Origin of the sequence: Vagococcus sp. WN89Y (assembly GCF_052220145.1) — a bacterium.
Classification (GTDB): Bacteria; Pseudomonadota; Gammaproteobacteria; order Enterobacterales; family Enterobacteriaceae; genus Kosakonia.
In genome coordinates, this window is the sequence record NZ_JBQPOM010000001.1 from 1 (window position 1) to 17,613 (window position 17,613).

The 17,613-nt window shown below is 44.9% G+C and carries 17 protein-coding genes and 5 pseudogenes; 13 read left to right on the forward strand and 9 right to left on the reverse strand.

What is annotated here, in order from left to right:
* Together ACTU3N_RS00005 and ACTU3N_RS00010 are read right to left on the reverse strand one after the other, a co-directional pair.
* A pseudogene (locus ACTU3N_RS00005) lies at positions 1-240 on the reverse strand (IS3 family transposase); the annotation flags it as partial.
* Positions 241-937: 697 nt separating this feature from the next.
* Entirely contained in the window at positions 938-2,158 is a 1,221-nt protein-coding gene (locus tag ACTU3N_RS00010) for an ISL3 family transposase (RefSeq protein ID WP_443084112.1), read from the reverse strand.
* Here ACTU3N_RS00010 and ACTU3N_RS00015 point away from each other — a divergent pair.
* From ACTU3N_RS00015 to ACTU3N_RS00035, 5 genes and pseudogenes are all read left to right on the forward strand, one after another.
* Positions 2,157-2,270: a S24 family peptidase gene (locus tag ACTU3N_RS00015; protein ID WP_443084113.1), complete on the forward strand. Its 114-nt coding sequence runs from the start codon at positions 2,157-2,159 to the stop codon at positions 2,268-2,270. The two genes, ACTU3N_RS00010 and ACTU3N_RS00015, sit on opposite strands and share 2 nt — an antisense overlap.
* A 462-nt stretch (positions 2,271-2,732) precedes the next feature.
* On the forward strand, positions 2,733-3,128 hold the full coding sequence (locus ACTU3N_RS00020; RefSeq protein ID WP_443084114.1) for a transposase: 396 nt from the start codon (positions 2,733-2,735) through the stop codon (positions 3,126-3,128).
* On the forward strand, positions 3,125-3,472 hold the full coding sequence (gene tnpB, locus ACTU3N_RS00025) for an IS66 family insertion sequence element accessory protein TnpB (protein WP_443084115.1): 348 nt from the start codon (positions 3,125-3,127) through the stop codon (positions 3,470-3,472). The genes ACTU3N_RS00020 and tnpB overlap by 4 nt, the downstream gene beginning before the upstream one ends.
* A gap of 39 nt (positions 3,473-3,511) precedes the next feature.
* A pseudogene (tnpC, locus tag ACTU3N_RS00030) lies at positions 3,512-4,817 on the forward strand (IS66 family transposase).
* Entirely contained in the window at positions 4,801-5,010 is a 210-nt protein-coding gene (locus tag ACTU3N_RS00035) for a DUF4113 domain-containing protein (RefSeq protein ID WP_443084116.1), read from the forward strand. The pseudogene tnpC and the gene ACTU3N_RS00035 overlap by 17 nt, the downstream one beginning before the upstream one ends.
* A gap of 38 nt (positions 5,011-5,048) precedes the next feature.
* On the opposite strand, the gene ACTU3N_RS00040 is transcribed toward ACTU3N_RS00035, so the two are convergent.
* From ACTU3N_RS00040 to ACTU3N_RS00055, 4 genes are read right to left on the reverse strand one after another with little or no spacing between them, the layout of a single operon-like run.
* A complete protein-coding gene (locus tag ACTU3N_RS00040; protein ID WP_443084117.1) occupies positions 5,049-5,372 on the reverse strand; it encodes a hypothetical protein in 324 nt (107 codons plus the stop codon).
* Positions 5,369-5,806 (reverse strand): hypothetical protein, encoded by a 438-nt coding sequence (locus ACTU3N_RS00045; RefSeq protein ID WP_443084118.1) that lies wholly within the window; start codon positions 5,804-5,806, stop codon positions 5,369-5,371. Before ACTU3N_RS00045 ends, ACTU3N_RS00040 begins: the two co-directional genes overlap by 4 nt.
* A complete protein-coding gene (locus ACTU3N_RS00050; RefSeq protein ID WP_443084119.1) occupies positions 5,803-6,819 on the reverse strand; it encodes a ParB/RepB/Spo0J family partition protein in 1,017 nt (338 codons plus the stop codon). Before ACTU3N_RS00050 ends, ACTU3N_RS00045 begins: the two co-directional genes overlap by 4 nt.
* A 17-nt stretch (positions 6,820-6,836) precedes the next feature.
* Positions 6,837-7,703, reverse strand: a complete 867-nt coding sequence (locus ACTU3N_RS00055) for a ParA family protein (RefSeq protein ID WP_443084120.1) — start codon at positions 7,701-7,703, stop codon at positions 6,837-6,839.
* A gap of 785 nt (positions 7,704-8,488) precedes the next feature.
* On the opposite strand from ACTU3N_RS00055, the pseudogene ACTU3N_RS00060 reads away from it, so the two are divergent.
* A pseudogene (locus tag ACTU3N_RS00060) lies at positions 8,489-8,946 on the forward strand (DDE-type integrase/transposase/recombinase); the annotation flags it as partial.
* 260 nt (positions 8,947-9,206) lie between these two features.
* Here the strand turns inward: ACTU3N_RS00060 and ACTU3N_RS00065 are convergent.
* From ACTU3N_RS00065 to ACTU3N_RS00075, 3 genes and pseudogenes are all read right to left on the reverse strand, one after another.
* Positions 9,207-10,184 (reverse strand): fimbrial protein, encoded by a 978-nt coding sequence (locus tag ACTU3N_RS00065; protein WP_443084121.1) that lies wholly within the window; start codon positions 10,182-10,184, stop codon positions 9,207-9,209.
* An 18-nt stretch (positions 10,185-10,202) separates the two neighbouring features.
* Complete coding sequence (locus ACTU3N_RS00070; RefSeq protein ID WP_443084122.1) at positions 10,203-10,427, reverse strand: FimD/PapC C-terminal domain-containing protein; 225 nt, start codon at positions 10,425-10,427, stop codon at positions 10,203-10,205.
* A pseudogene (locus ACTU3N_RS00075) lies at positions 10,369-11,450 on the reverse strand (IS3 family transposase). Before ACTU3N_RS00075 ends, ACTU3N_RS00070 begins: the two are co-directional and overlap by 59 nt.
* A 992-nt stretch (positions 11,451-12,442) precedes the next feature.
* Between ACTU3N_RS00075 and ACTU3N_RS00080 the strand changes: the two are divergent.
* From ACTU3N_RS00080 to ACTU3N_RS00110, 7 genes and pseudogenes are all read left to right on the forward strand, one after another.
* Positions 12,443-13,081, forward strand: coding sequence for a S24 family peptidase (locus ACTU3N_RS00080; protein WP_443084123.1), 639 nt, complete (start codon positions 12,443-12,445; stop codon positions 13,079-13,081).
* A gap of 711 nt (positions 13,082-13,792) precedes the next feature.
* Entirely contained in the window at positions 13,793-14,335 is a 543-nt protein-coding gene (locus ACTU3N_RS00085; RefSeq protein WP_443084124.1) for a DUF1133 family protein, read from the forward strand.
* A gap of 523 nt (positions 14,336-14,858) precedes the next feature.
* Positions 14,859-15,904 (forward strand): annotated as a pseudogene (locus ACTU3N_RS00090) (IS3 family transposase).
* 248 nt (positions 15,905-16,152) lie between these two features.
* The gene (locus ACTU3N_RS00095; protein ID WP_443084125.1) at positions 16,153-16,527 is read left to right on the forward strand and encodes a putative holin; all 375 of its coding nucleotides are present in this window, start codon (positions 16,153-16,155) and stop codon (positions 16,525-16,527) included.
* Position 16,528: 1 nt separating this feature from the next.
* Positions 16,529-16,825, forward strand: coding sequence for a phage holin family protein (locus ACTU3N_RS00100; protein WP_443084126.1), 297 nt, complete (start codon positions 16,529-16,531; stop codon positions 16,823-16,825).
* Positions 16,825-17,370 (forward strand): glycoside hydrolase family 108 protein, encoded by a 546-nt coding sequence (locus ACTU3N_RS00105; protein ID WP_443084127.1) that lies wholly within the window; start codon positions 16,825-16,827, stop codon positions 17,368-17,370. Before ACTU3N_RS00100 ends, ACTU3N_RS00105 begins: the two co-directional genes overlap by 1 nt.
* A gap of 137 nt (positions 17,371-17,507) precedes the next feature.
* A partial coding sequence (locus ACTU3N_RS00110) for a transposase (protein WP_443084128.1) occupies positions 17,508-17,613 on the forward strand: 106 nt, incomplete at its 3' end.

Here is a 17,613-nt window from a genome sequence, read left to right on the forward strand (position 1 = left end):
ATGTCGCGGCCTTCTGGAGAATGGCCAGTTCCTCTGCCTGTTCCGCCAGTTGTCGCTTAAGGCGGGCAATTTCAACCGATTGCTGCTGCTCCCGCTCAGAGCCGGACAGGGCCTGCTGTTGCTTTTTTCACGGGCAGCGGCGGCTACCCCAATGCGTTCGGCAAGTTTCAGGGCTTCCTGACGAAATTCGGGCGTGTGCTGCTTGCGGGGCTTGTTGCTGGTTGTGGCTGATTTGGTCATGAGCTACCTCTGGCTGAGAGTTTACTCACTTAGTCCCGTGTCCACTATTGGCGGGTAGGATCAACCTTATGGTGACGAGCTCTCGCCACAGCATCCACTGCGGCAAGGTAAAACGCATCCGGAAACTCTGACTTTTTCGCCTCACACTGAGTACCGCTTCTGAGGTGAGCTCCGGGAAAAGGCCACCTCCCGTAACCTCGTCGGCTACGTATAAAAAGCTCCCATTTTTACGGAAATTTTTCTATTCCTTAACCGCCGTCCTGCGTATTTATTCAGATGTGATTCTATTTCTGCGCGAACAACATCGGTGATGAGCAGGTGTATTTTTTTTTTCGACGAGCTCCAGAACAAAATGACCGAACTGGAGTTTTTTTGTTTCATATGCAGAAGTGTCAATAAACACAACCGGTAAAGAGACAGAAGAAATCGCCCGTGAGGACAGTTTTTTCGCCAGAGATTTCTATGGCACCCCGTAAGCCGGCTGTTGGCAAGAGCCGCGAGCACATTGAACCACTGACACAGATATACCAGACATCCACTCACAGGGTTATGCACCGATTCTGTGGATAACCCTTAGCCTATGTTATCAGGCAGAACAACGACCTTGCTGAAGCAGATAAAATCTGCCTTGCAGGACGGGGAATACTTTAAATACCACTGTATATAAAAGGGTCTTCCCCGATCATGGTGGGAAGATTCAGAACGCCATATTCAGCTTCCCGTAGTGGTACATTACTCCCAGCTTAAAGCGCTCCCGGTTGCGGTATCCTCTGGCTTTTATTCTCAGCAGTCTGATTTTGCTGTTCAGCGCCTCCACATTTCCGTTTGAGACTCCATGCCGCATGACATTCTGGATGCCGTACAGCCTTTTACCTGTCGTTTTTGCTGCGTTCTTCATCATGGGAACATCACTGTTAGCCGCCAGTGCCAGCCATCTCTGCCAGTCATTCCGTCTTTTCTCGCTCCAGAGGCTGTTCCAGATGTCCTTTGCCAGCTCTTTCAGCGTCCAGCACTGGCTCGTCAGCTTCATCTGTGCGCGCAGCCATACCAACTTCTCCTGTCTGGATTCTGTCATCCACTTCTCGCTGTACTGCCACAGGAAGCGTGTTCCTTTTGCCTGGCGCCGGCTTTTAACAGGCAGGTGCGGATGTTCATTCTGGCGGGTTTTATCCACCACCTCGCCCGGTTGTTTAGCCACATGGAAGCGATCGAAGGCGATTTTCTCTGCCCCATTGGGTAAGTGAATGCACGCTGCTCTTATATAGCCTGCATTCATGTCCATCGGGAGTGTTTTGACAGCCAACAGCTGAGCGTCAGTGAGCGTGCGAAGATAACCAGCAAGACTCTCTGTGCCGTGATCGTCGGTTAATGCCAGCGCCCGTCCGTCGCGATCAGATATCACGGTTATATACCGATGCCCTTTTTTAAAGGCGACTCCGCCTACATTCATATGACGCACTGATAAAGGCTTTTTTATCCGGGACAGACCACGCTTAACCGCACGGGTCATAATGCCGTCAACGGCATTCCAGCTAAGCTTAAGTTGTTTCCTGACGGCATCAACGGTGCTGATTTTTAGCCATGAGAGCACGAACGATTCGGGCAGGAGCGTGTACCGACTGCCGGGGCCAGCCCACGGTACAGGCAGAGTCTGGCAACCATACTCCGGGCACATAACGTCGGGAACATTGGCTTCGACTAATGTCATGAACTGGCAGGTATCGAGGTGGCGCCATTTATGATGTCGGTGATCGTGAACAAAGCAGGGTTTTCCGCAGGTCGGACAGGTTAGCTGGATATTTTCAGCGATTCCGGCAGTAACAGTAACGGAACCGGCATTTTCATCGAGGATAAGAGATTTAACCTGCCATGGAGCGGTCAGGTTAATAATGTGGGCATAGAGAGATTTCTCATCCATGCAGGTGGATATTGTCATCGTGGACACAGATGGCGAATTCACAGTTAAACGCCTGCAGTTTAAGCCCCGTATTACCCTGCTGCCTATAAATCCGGCTGCCACCGCGCTTTAGCAGATATTCGGCGTGCTGATGACATTCATATATAAGACGCGGAATGCAATCGGATGTTTATGCTCGCTGACGTGAATTCGTTCCATGCAAGCTGTGAGGATATGTTTCGTCCAGACCTGTGTAACAAGCCCTTTGTGGTTCTCAGTAACAACTGATGGTTGTGTAATCGTGCACAGTGCCGAAGCGAAACGGCTGGACATTAAAATGGGTTTCCCCAGGTTTCAGCGGAAGGCGGCACAATTTCCGGAGTTGGTCATCATGTTATCGGGCTATTACGAGCTCTATGCGTCCATGTCGAACATGGTTGGTGTCTTACCTGTAAGAACTGACGTAACACGTGGAGCAGTACAGCATCGGCGAGATGTTTCTGGATATTCGTAAGCGTGCAGCCAGCACCGTCTGGTTAATTTCTCCTCTCCCTGTAATTTAAGCGTCCACTTATTCCGGTTAGGTGGACACCTGATGACTGACTCTACATCTCTGACACGCCAGCGCTATACGCCCGAATTTAAGCTCCGGCTGGTTCACATGGCGCTTAAAACCCTTGAGGAAAACGGCAGCGTTGCCGCCCTGGCACGACAGCATAATGTTAACGACAACCTCCTCTTTAAATGGATGCGCCTCTGGAAAAATGAGAGCCGCGTCGCTAAGCCCCGGGGGCGTAAAACAAAAATGCCAGCATTGCCCGCGCTGGTACCGGTTCAGATAGTGCATCCTTTACCCGCTCAGGTACCTCTGCCTGACGCCACCGCAGACTGCATTATCCGGCTCCCGGGCGGGGAAATATCGCTCCATAACCCCACTCCGGAGCAGCTCAGCGCGATGCTGTCGGCCATCATGCGCGGAGGACGTCCGTGATAAACCTGCTATCCGGCACAAAAATCTGGCTGGTTGCGGGCATCACCGACATGCGCAACGGCTTTAACGGCCTGGGCGCAAAGATCCAGACCGCCCTCAGAGATGACCCGATGTCCGGTCACGTCTTTATCTTCCGTAGGCGCAGCGGGAGCCAGGTCAAACTGCTCTGGTCCACCGGTGACGGTCTGTGCCTGCTGACCAAAAGGCTGGAGCGTGGCCGCTTCACCTGGCCGTCGGCCCGCGACGGCCAGGTGTTCCTCATACCCGCTCAACTGGCCATGTTGCTGGAAGGCATCGACTGGCGGCAGCCAAAACGCCTGCTGTCGCCCCTCACGTTGCTGTAATCCTGGTCACCTCGCGGGCAACCTGGTAGCATGCCCGCCATGAACGAATCTCTTCCCGACGACATCGCCCTTCTTAAACAGCGCCTGGCTGAGCGCGAGCGCGAAGTTGACTACCTGCAGGCGCAGCTGGATAAGCTGCGCCGCATGAACTTCGGCAGCCGCTCTGAAAAGGTGGCGAAGCGCATCGCACAGATAGAAGCCCTGCTCACCGCTATGCAGAAAGACAACGCCGAGCGCACCGGTCGCGTGGACGACCCGCCAGTGTCACGACCGCTGTGGCAGACCCGCACGCGCAAACCGTTCCCTGAATCCCTGCCGCGCGATGAAAAACGTCTCACTCCGCCAGGATCCTGCAGCCCGGACTGCGGCGGCACGCTGTCGTACCTGGGCGAAGACGTTGCAGAGCAGCTGAAGCTGATGCGAAGCGCGTTTCGCGTTATCCGCACCGTGCGGGAAAAGCACGCCTGCAGAAAGTGCGACTGCATCGCGCAGGCACCCGCACCGTCGCGTCCTGTCGAGCGTGGCATCGCCGGGCCGGGTCTGCTGGCGCGGGTGCTGACGGACGGTAAGCTGCACGCCGATGATACCCCCGTACCGGTGCTGCAGCCGGGCAATGGCAAAACGAAAACGGGCCGGCTGTGGACCTATGTGCGTGATGACCACAACGCGGGCTCGGCGATGGCGCCGACGGTGTGGTTCGTGTACTCGCCGGACCGCAAAGGGATGCACCCGCAGTCGCATCTTGCGGGGTTCAGCGGGGTGCAGCAGGCGGACGCGTACGCCGGGTTCAACGAGCTGTACCGCGAAGGTCATATAAAGGAAGCGGCGTGCTGGGCGCATGCGCGGCGTAAAATCCACGACGTTCACGTTCGGACGCCGTCTGACACCACGACTGAAGCGCTGCACCGTATCGGGGAACTGTACGCTGTTGAAGCCGGTATCCGGGGCTAAAGCGCATCGGAACGTCTGGCTGTGCGGCAGAAAAAAACGGTGCCGCTGCTGACCGCGCTGGAAGGCTGGCTGCGGGAGAAGCAGAAAACGCTGTCACGACACTCGGAACTGTCGAAGGCGTTCGCTTACGCGCTCAATCAGTGGGACGCGCTGAAATACTACGCGGGCGGAGGCTGACAACAATATCGCGGAAAACGCGCTACGAACGGTGAGTCTGGGGCGGAAAAATTACCTGTTCTTCGGGTCAGACCACGGCGGCGATCGTGGCGCGCAGCTGTACGGGTTAATCAGGAGCTGCCGGTTAAACGGCATCGATCCTGAATGTTATCTTCGCCATATGCTGTCGGTGATAGCCGACTGGCCGGTCAACCGCGTTGGTGAGTTACTGCCGTGACGCGTCACTCTGCCCGAGGAATAATCTCCGGGTCATCCGGTCAATACGGTTCTCGCTGTACGCTTACGGATATTCGTGGCATAGCCCCGCTGCATCGAACTGGATCGCATCTGAGTGGCAGATGAAACATGAAATATTGTCACTGGCTTATACAACGCGCTGGAGCAATCTATCTCACACAACGATAAGATGATTTGTCGTCGAAAAATTTCGCATGCGAAATCCATAAGATTAATAGCGTCGGTATAGCGCTTTGATAACAGGCGTGAGCTGATAGTGTTGCTTTGCCCAGCGCCCATAATTGTTTTCGGAAACGTATACCCTGTCTTCTATATCCTCTCTGTAATAGAGTATGCTGATAAGCCCATGCTTCTTTAAGTAGCCAGCAACACTGGTTACATTGTTACGAACAAAACCGGTCGTCTTCTGAAAAGCATCAAGATCAAGCCCCTCAGCACCTGAATCAAAAGCATCAAGCAGGCATGCGATTAACGCAGAGCCAATTGATCGCCGACCAGAATTTACGATTATTGTATTGAGCTCCTGAAAGTTCATTTATTTCTCCTGCTGGAACGATAATGCGCCTCTTCCTCGAAAGCAGCAGCTAACCATCCGGCGGCAGTAAGTCGGTCAATTGAAGTCGGTAATTTTGTCAGAAGTTCGTTCAAGGAGCACTGCTTGTTGGCTTTAAAGAACAGTGCAGCCATACCACACCATTCCATAGATGAATTCGGCGTCCAATCTGACTCCAACATCAATCTAAGAGCCGTTTGCGCGGCCCAAAGAGGAGTTTTTTCGGGTTTAAGCGCCCATTCGCCAAGCGATGCACCGGGAATCGGTCGGAAACGGGTCACATAACCAAATCGAACGGCAGCTTCCGTCAGAGAAGCTGCTACCTGAGATGGAGAACCAGGCTGTGCCAGTGATAACTGTTTTACGATATGGCCACGAAATAATATGGCCATCTCGGTGAACGGTGTTGTTTTCATTGTGCCGATTTTAACCCTTTGATACGAAGTAGGGCGGGTTCAACACACATCTCACCAATATCAACTTTAATCCAGATACTACCGTCCTTTTCAGGTGCCTTATTAGTAAGAATAAAACCTTCCTGATCTTCGAATTCTACAACAACGTACCAGGCATCTGCAGTAGCTGGCTTACGAGCTTTGGGTTTAGAAGCAGAACTTTTCAGCTGAGATTTCGCATGCGAAATATTGTCACTCTCTTTTTGCTTGATAGTGTCCAAAACATTTTTAACCTGCGCACGGCTAATACCAGTATCGCGGGCTATTGCAATAAGCTTCTCAGCTTCCTCAGGGGCCTTTTCACAAACCTGGATCAGCGTGTAGGCAAGATCGACATCCGAGGTGACCTTGTCACGCAAAAGAGCTGTAATATTTTCAGGTGCATTAATGAGACGGAGATGCTTACTAACAAATGAAGTAGGTTTCCCCATCGTTTTAGCAATTTGCTCACCAGTCATGCCATGAGTTTGCTTGAGTTCTCTGAACGCCTTCGCGGTAGCCAGGGGCTTAAGTCCGGACTGCTGTAGGTTTTCAATGAGCTGACCAATGATGCGATCCTTATCGTCTTTCGGCGGTTTCCCAACGTAAATATCAATTTGTTTATCACCGCGCTTTTTCGCTGTTCTGACTCGTGTTTCACCCATCCAAATCCTGTAGCCGCGTCTATCTCTGGGGAAACAGCGGGGGGGAGTCAACATACCCAGTGAGTCATAAGTGTCAGACATACCATCAATAACTTCTTCATCGAAATCTTCTTCCGGACGAACCTGTTCTTCTGCGTAAACCAAATCTATATCGACACGAATAATCTGCCCCTCGGGTTCAATGTCCGGGCGTGCAATGTCGGCCATAATGCGATGAGCATTAATATCGCGTTGCTGGAGATCTGGGTGCTTGTTAACAATGACCTGCTCGATATCAGAAATAACCGGAGCTGCTTTTCGTTTTTCCTGCTGTGCCTCAAGTCGCTTCATAAAGGGTTTCCTGGCCATCACTGTCCTCCCGCAATCTGAATAATTTTTTGGGTCATGTCGTTATACTGGATTGCAGGAAGGCAAGATGGGTCGTACTCATAAAATGAAAGTCCAAGTTCGATAGCTTCCTTTGCAGCCGCCGGAACATAAGAGATATAGGCGAGGATGAATTCTTCTGAATATCCTTTTTCCTGAAGGATCTCGATAAGCAGGTTGAAATTAAGCGTATCGATTGGCCCCAGATAACCTTCTTTAAGGGGCTTCTTATAATTTTTTACTTGTGTCTGAGTAACGTATGTACCCATAAATTGAAGGCCAGGATTGTAGTTGCGCTTGATTTTCTGCATGTAAGCAAGTTGTTTACCGACAGCGTTACGGGACTGCTTTTCTAGCAGCGTCGGTATCAGTAGATAATCCGCAGCCATGTGTGCTCCGACCATGACGTTAGAGTATGATGGTGCTGAATCAGCAATAATAAAGTCAAACAGCTCTTTAAGCTGGTTAATTCGATCACGGAAATCAAACATACAGTCAGAATTGCGATAGTTGATTTCGTTGAGCTCGCTTGTTGCGCCAATGATGAAGCGTTTACCAGGTAGTTCCACGGGGTTTATCTTTGTTTCAGGGAAAAATAATTGATAGACATTCGCTTCACCTGGCGTGAAGGTATTGCTCATAGGCTCACGCTCAATTGCTAACGGCAGCCCTTCAGGGAAAGCTCTTTCCGTTAATCCGGTGGTCCAATCCATATCCAGTTCGAGTGTACTGTAGCCTGCTCGCCGAAGCCCAAATGCAATCTCTGCCGAAGACTGCGACTTCACAATGCCCCCTTTCTGACTACACACAACGATAAACTTTCCTTTATGTCCGATTTTTAGTTTCATGTGTTTATCCTTGAAATTTCGCATGCGAAATGTTTGAGAAAGGTCGGCACTGCATAGTGGTGAATGTATAATAAGATGACAGTAAGTCAGCTTGATGTTGCATATGTACTCCTTTGAGTCTGGCGTTGCGCCGAAAGTCAGAACAGCTATCTGTCCCAACGTCTGTTGCAGAGATTTTATGCAACAAGCGTAGTATACTAAAATAGTATAACATATCAATATAGATAGGTAACGATTTCGCATGCGAAATCGTTACACTGATGAAAAGTCGTTACAGCGGCTTTGTTTACGATTCTGGTTTACTTCCCCGCACCACCAGGACAAAACAGCCATTTTGTCCAGTATTTATTATTACCGTAGCCAGAATTTCCAGAATGAGGACTTTTGTTTATCCACTCGATTGCAGCCTTCTCACATCGTAGCTCATCATTGTATTAGCCTGAAACTGACTCACTGTTTTTTCAGCCACCGCCCAAACAGGGGTTTTTCATCGCAAGTTGCGGTTCTCATTATGCAGGATTGAGATACTGCCTCAGTAAATATCAAAAGCCAGTTGGCTCATAATATGATTAGGGCATGAGGGATACCGTTGCATGCAACCTTGTATACACAAGGTAATCGTCATCATCAGATCTGAATGGGGATTTCATATATTTCTCATCATTCGTGAATATGGATAAAAATCAATGTAGCGCCCAGCTTTCACATCAAAATCTTTACGGCGCTGAATTAAAGCTTCTTTCTTTAGTGATCTCCTCCCTGAAAACAGTGTCAGGCTAAACTGGAATCTCCGGTCTTTTTTTCCACGTTACCGGGAGGCACATCGCCAGTTACGTCCAGCACTGACATATAGTGATCAGTGCTGGAGTATAGATTTTGTGTCGGATAATCAGTTTAACGGACGTCGGTTCCGGGCACTGACTGTCATAGATAATTTTAGCCGGGAATGACGGCGATCCATGCGGGGAAATCACTGAAAGGTGAAAATGTGGTCGGGGTAATGGAAGCGCTCCGGGTGCTGGATAACCGTCTGCCGGTGCGCATTCAGACGGATAACGGCAGCGAGCTTATCCCGAAAAGCCCGGATAAATGGGCAGATGAGCACGGAGTTACGATCGACTTCTCCCGCCACGGAAAACCAAAAGATAACCCATTTATTGAATCATTTAACAGCAGTCTGCGAGACGAATGCCTGAACATTCACTGGTTTTTGTCACAGGAAGATGCGCTGGGTAAAGTCGAAAACTAGAGCAGGGAATGTAAGTTTCAGGATATAATAATGTGATAAAAAATATAAATATTAACTGGTTTTGCTACTTATTTGTCGCAAAAAAATACCACATGTACGGGCCACAAATTTTGACCATAGAAAGGTCTCAGTCTATAAATAATTCTTAAATATGCCGATATTTACAAATCATATAAACTCAAAGAGTAAAGTTGGGCAGTAATATTCTGCATTACGAGGAACATAACGCATGTAGCATTATTAACCAGTGAAGTTTATTCAAAATTTATGGTGTAGGTAGCCGTTGCCGATATAGTTCCTGGGCTATAACTCCCATGAAGATCAGAGCGATACAACCCAACGTTCTGTTTTATCTCATTATACCCATTAATTGTAGAAGAAATTACCTGATTTTTTTGACCAAGCATTCCTATATTATGGAAATAAATGAAGACACCTTTAGCAGAACCTTGATTAACGATTGATGATTGCAAAACAGGATCTTTATAAGCGCTAGAAAACGTTACAGACACCTTAACCCCGGCGTCACAATTAATCCCAATAGATACTTCCTTTTCAGTTCCTGGTACCAGGCCTGAAATATTTGCCAGGGTTCTATTACTCAGTGTTCCAAAGTCTACTTCTTTGTTTGCGTTACCAACTAACGCACAAGTTTTCCCTATAATCTGTGTACTCTGCGAGCTTCTACCTGTAACAATTGTCAAATATGTTCCATCATAAGCTGCTCCCCATTCAAATAATGTTCCATTGTTAAGGTATCCATTAGCAACATCGCCACTTGTCTTAATCAATTCAACGGTAAATGTTTCATTACCATAGAAATTTGGATCCTGAGCCGGTGGGGAGGGATATGTACTGGCCAATAAATTACTTGGAAACTGCAAACCATCAATATAAACTCTTATCCCAATCCCCCTCACATTAGTAGGAACTATGCCAGGGGTTGTTATATTATTTGGAAACGCATTCCCAATACGTCCAAAATATCCAAATCTCCCTTGCCCAAAACAACTCATAAATGGACGACTAGTCCCTACCCCATATCCAACCTTTAGTGTTGACCGATGAAGAACAGTTCCCACGGCAGTGGTATTCTTCACAACCAATGAACCAGGCCAATCAGTGAATGTATAATTCAAAGGAAATCCATTTATAGGAAAACATGTAACTATAGCCTCTGCATTAAAACAATACATTAGCGGTAATAATAATAATAAACGTGTCTTTTTCATTTACATTTCCTAAATATGTTACCGACAAATAAGCGTTATCGTAGTGATACCTGTCTTTATATTTTCTGTTCCTAAGTTATAATCGGAATAACATTTTTCAGTGTTCCCCCACTGTACTTGAAGTTTTCCTTTTGGCTCAAGCTCAGACAGATAAACCTCTCCATTATCATCAATAATAGAAGTATTATGAATCGCCACAGATAAGCCAGGCCCTTCTGAGTCGTTGATAATACTGGTTTTCATATTTTGCCGGTGACATCTGATCGATCGAACAATGCCGACGCTTACTTTTATAAAACATTTCGATGTAATCAAAAATTTCGCTGCGGGCTTCTTCCCGTGTTCCGTAGATCTTTTTCTTTATCCGTTCACGCTTCAGGAGCTGGAAAAAGATTCCTGCAACTGCGTCGTCGTGACAGTTACCACCACGACTCATACTGCCCTTCAGTCCATGCGATTGCAGGAACGACTGCCATTTATAGCTTGTGTACTAACTACCCTGGTCAGAATGAACCAGCACCTGTTTTTGGGGATTACGTCGCCAGACGGCCACATTACAGGCGAAGAGATCGATAACCACCGCCAGATACAGCCAGTCATGCCAGGTGCGGATACAGGTAATATCGGTTACCCACACCACGGTAAAAGCTCGCTGTACACGATTAGGCGCGATCACGGATGGTCTGCCAGCAATACGACGGGGGCTTTATAACCGCGCACCGCTTTTATCCGATTTTACTGCATGATACGGCCACACTATTTTTACCGCAGGTTTCCCCGATTTCGTTCAGGCGATAACCGTATACACTGCCGCTCAGCGCATACGAGTCACGAATGAGCGACAGCAGACGCTGGTTATCCTGGTCACGCGCGGGACAGGATCATGCTGCCACGCACAGAATCCGGCCCTGGCGACGTTCAGGACCCGACACATCATCATCACCCCATATACAGAGTGGTGTTCATTGATAAAGCGGTACTTCAGTCGGGCTCCCCTGCAAAGTACCGCGCGGCCTTTTTCAGGATATCCCGTTCTTCTTCGGTGCGTTTTAGATGCGCCCGGAGTTTCAGGATCTCGCTTTTGGCTTCCAGTAAATCCCGGGCATGCTGCTCGCTGTTATCAGGTTTGATAGCCCGTAGCCACTTGTAGAGGCTGTGTGCAGAGACGCCCAGACGGTCAGATACTTCGGCGACGGAATAACCGCGTTCCGTTATCTGACGGACGGCTTCTTCCTTAAATTCAGGTGTAAATCGTGGTGTGCCCATACGCTCCTCCTGTGCTCAAACTATAGGGCAGGATCGTCTACCGGGGCGGGGTCAGTCCAATCGCGGAATTCGGGTGTGTACTGTTTACGGGGCGTTTTGCTGGCTGACGCTGGTTTTGCCATGAGTAATCACCTCTGACTGAGAGTTTACTCACTTAGTCGCGTGTCCACTATTGGTGAGTAAGATCAGAATCCCGCAGAGATAATTTTGATTACATCGAAATATAAGCTATAAACATCAATATTATCAACGATTCGGAAGTATCTGGATTATCTGTTACGATTCAGTATCTGATTTTCTACACACAACATGTGTAAACCTCTTTCACAGACCAGATTAATAATGAATCGTCTTATTTATCAACATAATATACAATTGACCCCGAGCTGATTATTGTCTGTTTTTAAGCTCAAAAACAAGTCAAAATAGTATGTTGCTCATAAATATATTGTTATTAGGAATATATTTTACTATGTTGTTTTTGGGTATATTCTAACTCTCTCGTCAAACAGTTGCTGGTTATGTTATTCCTTTTACTGACAGAATGTAGTACCATTCTTGAAAAAAAGATTTGAATGTTTTTTATTTACTTCTTACAGGCAACAGAACATTATGAGAACATGGATTTTTATTTTTGTATTATTAATTTCTGTATTTCAATTTTGATGCCAGACGATAATTCGTAACAAAGGCTGAAATTTTCTTAAATTTTTATCTTTCCATTGCTGCGACCAGGGATGATGTAAAGTAATGTTTATGGAGAAATATATGCAATCTAAATAATAACAAACATGTATTTATATACATTTTATATTCGCCGGAGAATACATTATACATTGCTCCTGACATTTTATTTTATTGCACCAGATAAAATGGTAAAAATAAGAAAAAAGGTCTGGTTCATTATCTGAGTATCAATGTATCTTTACATTAAAAATATCAAAATCGGTTTCTAACTATTATCAAAATATTCATAAGCACATAAAAATTAAATGAAAAAAATATCAATATCTAAAAGAATAATTCACCGTATGAGCGTCCTTAATCTAAAGGGAAAGGATTTGGTCACCGCGACAGGAGCAACTAAAGGTACGGTAAGTCAGTGGATAAATGGCAAAAACGCCCCTTCATTTCGTTATATAATCTCTCTGGCAAACATCCTGAAAGTAAGTGAGTTCTGGTTATTAAGCGGAGACGAAATTACTGCTAAAAGCAACTTAAGTTATAGTAAATCAGTCATTACAGCACTTCCATTACTGCCACTAAAGCAAAAAAACAACTGGAGTGATATAATAAAAAAAAGCTTAAGTAATGATCCTGAACATCCGAAAAATGATATACCAGAACAAACTTTTTCTGTTGTGATTACAGATGATAGTATGATTAATACAAACGGAAAAATATCCATACCCAATGGAGCTACAATATTTGTTGAGCCATGCAAAACGGCAACACATGGAAATGTAGTCATGGCTTTGCCAGAAGGAACTAACACTCCATTAATACGTCGACTTGAAATTAATAAAACTGAAATTCGACTTATTTCAACCAATCCTGATTACCCTCCAATAAAAATACCAGACTGCTCATGCATAGTCGGCATTTGTGTTAGGATGCAACAGGATATATAAACATTCATATAAATTATATGAGTGTCCGGATTTTATCCCATAATAAATAAGTGTGCATACTAAAATTATTTGACACAAAAAGTTTTGAAAACTAAACTTCCTGCTCGTTGGTTTTAATAAATTTAAAAATTATTTAATTGCAATACATAGATAAAACATATAATTTAGCGGGAGAGTTTATGCTTTATAGAAAAATACATTCCATAAAAAAAACACTAAATTATATAAATTCAAAATTTATATTTTTTTTTGAACGTATCATAGACATAAATCAGCATGCTGGTATCAAAGCCACTTATTTAAGGAATACAAATGCAAATCATTATATTGAATCAATCACTACTTGCAAGTTGAACTGTGGATATAATTTAAGTCAATCCACACCCATTCAGAAAGAACAAAATATTATAAGAATACATTATATAAAATTGAAATGCTCCCCTTTATTCCTTTTGTTCTTTTCAAATAAAAAAACGTTTGAAAATTATTTATCCTGTAAAAAACTTTCTTGGCCATAATGTTAATACATTATAGTTAATATTTGAGTTTATAAATACCGATATGACTATTATTTTTTATTACATCCAGTCAATATGGGAAAATTGTGCATTAAGTCCTCATCAGTAATTATTAATTTAACCCAGGGGTATTCAGGTTAAAAAGATGTGTCACCGTGATTTTATTACAAAATAAATCAAAAGGATTTGGCGTATGATTTCGCATACTAAAACTAATGACATCAGATATAAATACAGGTTAACCCCTCTGGAAAGCGTCTGGGTTCAGGGTAAGCTCCGCATGTGGGGGCGGTGGTCTTATATAGGTGAAGGTCGCATAGGAAACATGTTTAATTACTTACTTTCAACGAAAAAGATAACAAAAACAGCGATTAACGAGGCACTCAAAAAAATAAACGAATCGGGCATCAGTAAGTCGGAGCTGGAAGCGTTCTTGAGGGAAATGCTCCACAGCAAGTATAAAAGCTATCTTGCACATAGCTCAGACAATGAAGCCTTACTTATAGATCGTGTAGTTAGTTCTGTACTTAAAGATTCACCTGCACTGATCAAATTACTACATGAACGCTATGATGGATCAGGAATGAGTAAAAGGAAAATTGCAGAAAAAATTTTCAGACAGCGTGCCGACTGGAGCTATGAAACATGTCGCAGAAGGGTAACTATGTGGTTACAAATGTCTGAATTTATTCTTTATTTGCCCATGAAAAGTGCTTTTAAAAAAAATAAGTATTAATTATGTTGCAACCTGCACCACAAAGTGGTTTGATTGCTTTATGCTTTGCGTCGTTGCAGGTTACATCGAATCCACTTCATATAGCATTTTTTACGCTGGTTATTCCTAAGATCTGAAAGTTACACACTGTATTTTGTCCGCTTTTATGAATTCAATTAATCCTGTCTATAGATACCTTTATCTTGCAAATAATTTATTATGTATTTCCATAAATTTCATATATCCACTTCAGTTAACAACACTCTGTATTAAAGAAAATTTCTTTTTAGAAATTGTTAAATCCCATATTTATACATAAATGAGTTAGATGGATAAGTTAAATTCATTCATTCGTTTTTTATGTTATCGTGTAGGTAAAATGCTGCAATCAACAAAATAACATACACAGTGTGTGACCTGCTCCCAGTTGATTAATACACCGCGATGCTAGTAATGTCTTCATATGATCTCCTCCCTGAAAACAGTGTCAGGCTAAACTGGAATCTCCGGTCTTTTTTCCACGTTACCGGGAGGTATATCCGCCATGAAAAAGACCCGTTATGCCGAAGAACAGATCGCGTTTGCGCTGAAACAGGCCGAAACCGGCACCCGCGTCGGGGAAGTCTGCTGAAAGATGGGCATTTCTGAAGCCACTTTTTATAACTGGAAGAAAAAATTTGCCGGTCTGGGGGTGACCGAACTGCGGCGTCTGCGGCAGCTGGAGGATGAAAATCAGCGGCTGAAGAAACTGGTGGCTGACCTGAGTCTGGACAAGGAGATGCTGCAGGAGGTGCTGAAGCAAAAGTTCTGAGGCCGGCTCAGAAGCGCCAGGCGGTACATTTCCTGCGGGAGGCTTACCGTATCAGCGTCCGGCGTGACGATCGGGCGATAACCCTGCGCATCAGGGAGATAGCGGAAACCCGGATCCGCTACGGTTGTCCGCGTATTCATATCCAGTTACGCCGGGAAGGCTGGCCTGTTAACCACAAGAAAACCCACCGGATTTATTGTCTGGAAGGACTGAACCTGCGCAGGAAACGTCCCCGCAGGCATGTCAGTGCAGCACATCGTCAACAGCGTCCCATCCTGAGCGGTGTCGATCAGTGCTGGAGTATGGATTTTGTGCCGGATAATCTGTTTAACGGACGGCGTTTCCGGGCGTTAACTGTAGTGGATAATTTTAGTCGTGAGTGTCTGGCGATCCACGCCGGAAAGTTGCTGAAGGGCGAGGATGTGGTCGGTGTGATGGAAGGATTACGGGTAATGAGTAAACGTCAGCCGGTGCGTATTCACACAGATAACGGCAGCGAGTTTATCTCGAAGAGTCTGGATAAATGGGCGTATGAAAACGGGGTGACAATAGACTTCTCCCGCCCCGGAAAGCCGACAGATAATCCGTTTATTGAATCATTTAACGGCAGTCTGCGGGATGAATGCCTGAACATTCACTGGTTCCTGTCACTGGAAGATGCGCAGGACAAACTCGACAACTGTCGCAGGGAATATAATCATGAGAGAACGCATTCATCATTAAATGACATGACTCCGGCTGAATTTATCCGGAGCCTGCAAAAAGACGAAGATCTCTGATTTAGCACTGCACTGATTTTGGGCCAGGGTCATATGCCGGAAGATCTCTAAAAGTGAATGGCACCATTATGCGGGATGGTTACAATAATACCACGATAGCTTCTATGCTAATAAATATTGATGTTACAAAACCTGAGTAAATACTCATTCTGAGCCGCGTTTCTCTCTAAGCGGCTTCCTTAATTGTACTAAAAACTTTTATACCATAACTTTATTTTAGTTTGAGTTATAATATTGAGGAATTTATTATGTCAGATTCAATAACTGATGGAGGAATAACTCTATTAATTACAGGCACGAAAGTGTATGGTTTATTAACAAATACTGATTTTAGCATTATTTTCGGAGCTTTCATTGGTGCTCTGTTTGTTGTCACTATGCCTGAGCAGCTATCTATATGGCGACGATTATCACACTTTATTATATCCTTCGCAGGCGGAATCCTTGGTGCAGGTGTTCTTGCTTCCGTTACCTCACATATGATCAGCTATACCGATAAACCACTTGATGCATTATGCGCAGTAGTAATTTCAGTTCTGGCAGTGAAACTACTTACGTCACTTTATAAACATGATATAGCAACCTTTGTAAGGTTCTTTTCATTTCCGACACACAGGAGGTAAGATGGAAAGTATTATTAATTTTTATTACTATATAAATAATATATCCTCTTCTATAAATGCATTTATTTGCGCAATGAATTTTATTGTTTTAATAGTTTCCAGGCAAGTTAGTGAAGTATACCGCAGAGTCGCCTATATTCTTGCACTTAGTTATGCAGTGATCCCTTTGCGTTATTTGTATGGTGTGTATTTAAATTCAAATTGGTTTATAATTTTATTAAATTCTGTATTTTGTATTGTAATGATTATATATCGCGGAAATTTGGCTATGCCTGTATCTAAAGTGAGGAAACTATAATGACTAAAGACGAAATGTTTAATGAAATACTAAAGAAAGAAGGTGATTATAACAATCATCCTGATGATAAGGGCGGAGAAACCCGCTGGGGAATTACGGAAAAAGTAGCGCGAGCTCATGGATACAGTGGTGATATGCGTAAACTACCCAAAAATACGGCGATGGCTATTCTGGAAGCTGATTACTGGAAGGCTCCTCGTTTTGATGAGGTTGCAAACTTTTCCACTGATATTGCCGTGGAACTATGCGATACCGGTATTAACATGGGACCCTCTGTTGCGACAAAAATGTTACAAAGATGGCTGAATGTGTTTAATCAGCAAGGAAAACTTTATCCTGACATGAATATAGATGGTCAAATTGGACCACGTACGCTCACTGCTCTGCGGATATTTTTGATGAAGCGAGGCATTGAAGGCGAGTGTGTGCTCCTGAAATCTCTTAATTGCACCCAAGGTACACGCTACCTTGAATTAGCCGAACATCATGCAACCAATGAAGAGTTTATTTACGGCTGGGTTAAAGAGCGTGTAACGTTTCATTAATACAAATTCGGCATTGCAGCTTGTAAAATTAAAGCAAGGCAATAATGAGAAATGCGACATGTTTTTTTACATGCTGAATCGCCACGGGTTTAACAGACACCTCAGAGTCATTTAAAATGGCTTAAAGAGAGGTGCGCATGAGCAGTAAGCGTTACCCTGAAGAGTTTAAAATTGAAGCTGTCAAACAGGTTGTGGATCGTGGCCATTCTGTTTCCAGCGTTGCAACACGTCTCGATATCACCA